1 protein-coding gene is annotated in these 2,280 nt (G+C 71.2%); it reads right to left on the bottom strand.

Translation table 11 applies throughout. From position 1 onward, the window contains the following. The coding region (locus ABEA43_RS67590; protein ID WP_345581482.1) for a condensation domain-containing protein at positions 1 to 2,209 on the bottom strand (2,209 nt) is incomplete at its 3' end. Between the last annotated feature and the right edge of the window lie 71 nt (positions 2,210 to 2,280).

Raw genomic sequence — 2,280 nt, 5'->3', positions numbered from 1 at the left:
TCTCCGCAGCCGTCCGCACCAGCACCCCCACCTCCCGAGGATCGATCGGCGCCACCGCGTCCACCGCCAGCGAGATCCGATCCCCGTCGTCATCCACCGACACCAGCAGCGGATAGTTGGTGCGCTCCTTGAAGTAGACCCGCCTGATTCCGTCGAGGCCCTGGCTCGCGTCCGGTCCGTTGGACTCGCCGGGGGTGTTGTGGCGGTAGTTGAACAGGGCGGTGAACAGCGGCAGGTCACCCGGCACGCCGCTCGCCCGCTGCGCCAGGGTCAGCGGCGCGTGCTCATGCTCGACCAATCCGGCGAGCTGGCTCCGCATCGCCGACACGGCGCCCAGCACGCCCGCCTCGTGGATACGCACGCGCACCGGCAGGGTGTTGATGAAGGGGCCGGGGACGCGTTCCGAGCCGGCGTTCGTGCTCATGCGGCCGAACAGGACCGTGCCGAACACCACGTCGTCACGCCCCGACACCGCCGCCAGCACCCGCGCCCACACCACATGCAGCAACGTCGCCGGACTCGCCCCCACCCGGCGCGCGACCTCCAGCAGCCGCGTGTGCAGCCCGGCCTCGAAGTCGACGCGGGCCCGGATCGTGTCCATGCCGTCGCGGCGCGCGTCCACCAGCCCGAACGGCGCGGTCGGCTCGGTCACGTCACCGAGCAGCTGGGTGAAGTAGCGCTCGTGGTCGGCGCGTTCGGCTCCGGTCCTGGCCTGGGCCACGAAGTCCCGGAACGGCAGCGGCGCGGCCAGTCGCCGGCCTTGGCCGGTGAGGAAGGCGCGTACCTCTTCGAGCAGCACCTCCAGGGCCGTGTGGTCCTGGACCATGTGGTGGATCCGGACCAGGGCCAGCCACGTGCCGCTGCCGGGCAGGGCCGCCGTGTGCATCCGGATCAGCGGGGCGCGGTCGAGGTCCATGGACATGCCGCCGCCGGCCAGGAGTTCGGCGACCGGGTCGGCGCTCTCCTGGTCCGGCGTGAGGTCCTGAATCGGCAGCGCCGCGCGGCGCCACACCACCTGCACCGGCTCGCGCAGCCCGTCCCAGACGATGGAGGTGCGGTAGATGTCGTGCCGGTCGATCACCTGCTGCAACGCGTTCGCGAACGTGTCGAGCCGCTCGCGCGAGTCGAACTCCAGCACGGTCGGCATCACGTAGGCGTCCTGGCCGCCGTCGGCGAGGAGGTGGTGGAAGAGCAGTCCTTCCTGAAGCGGGGCAAGGGGGTAGATGTCGGCGATGTTCGCCGCGCCGCCCGCCACCGTGGCCGCGATCCGGTCGATCTCGCCGGCGGTCAGGTCCACCAGGGGCAGCAGGTCCGGGGTGATGACGGTGGCGTCCGCGGGGATCAGGTTCGCGGGTACGGGTGCCTGCGTGTCATCCGCGGACCGTGCCAGCCCGGCCGGGGTCGGCGCCTCGAACAGGGTGCGTACGGACACCGGGACATCGCGGGCCCGCAGCAGCGCCACCAGGCGGATCGCGAGCAGGGAGTGGCCGCCGAGTGCGAAGAAGTCGTCGTCCACGCCGACGCTGTCCAGGCCTAAGACCTCGGCGAACGTCGCGCACAGGATCTCTTCCCGCACGTTGGCCGGGGCGCGGCCGGCACCTGTCGTGTATTCGGGTGCGGGGAGGGCTTTGCGGTCGAGCTTGCCGTTGGCATTGAGCGGCAAGGCATCCAGGGCGACGATCGCCGACGGCACCATGTAGGACGGCAACCGATCCGCGATGAACGCGCGGATCAACTCGGCCAGGAGCGGGTCCGCGCCAGTCGGCACGACGTAGGCGACCAAGCGCTTGTCACCCGGCATGTCCTCGCGGGCGACCACCACCGCCTGACCCACCAGCGGATGCGCGGCCACCACCGCCTGCACCTCACCCAGCTCGATCCGGAAACCACGGACCTTGACCTGCTCGTCAGTCCGCCCCAGATACTCCACCTGGCCCTCGGCGTTCCAGCGCACCACGTCCCCGGTGCGATACAGCCGCCCGCCATCCGCCGAGAACGGGTCGGCCACGAACCGCTCCCCGGTCAGCCCCGGCCGCCCCATATACCCACGCGCCAATCCGCCACCCGCGAGGTACAACTCCCCCGCCACCCCGACCGGGACCGGGTTCATCCCTCCGTCCAGCACATACACCCGCGTGTTCGCCACCGGCCGGCCGATCGGCACCACCCCGCCCACATCCCCATCGGCATACCAAGCCGTGGCATACACCGTCGCCTCCGTCGGCCCATAAATATTGGCCACCCGCACCCCCGGCAGAACCGCCCGGATGCCCGCCACCG

It is taken from the genome of Nonomuraea rosea (genome assembly GCF_039539705.1).
Taxonomy (GTDB): domain Bacteria; phylum Actinomycetota; class Actinomycetes; order Streptosporangiales; family Streptosporangiaceae; genus Nonomuraea; species Nonomuraea rosea.
This window is presented reverse-complemented; position numbering and strand designations above follow the sequence as displayed.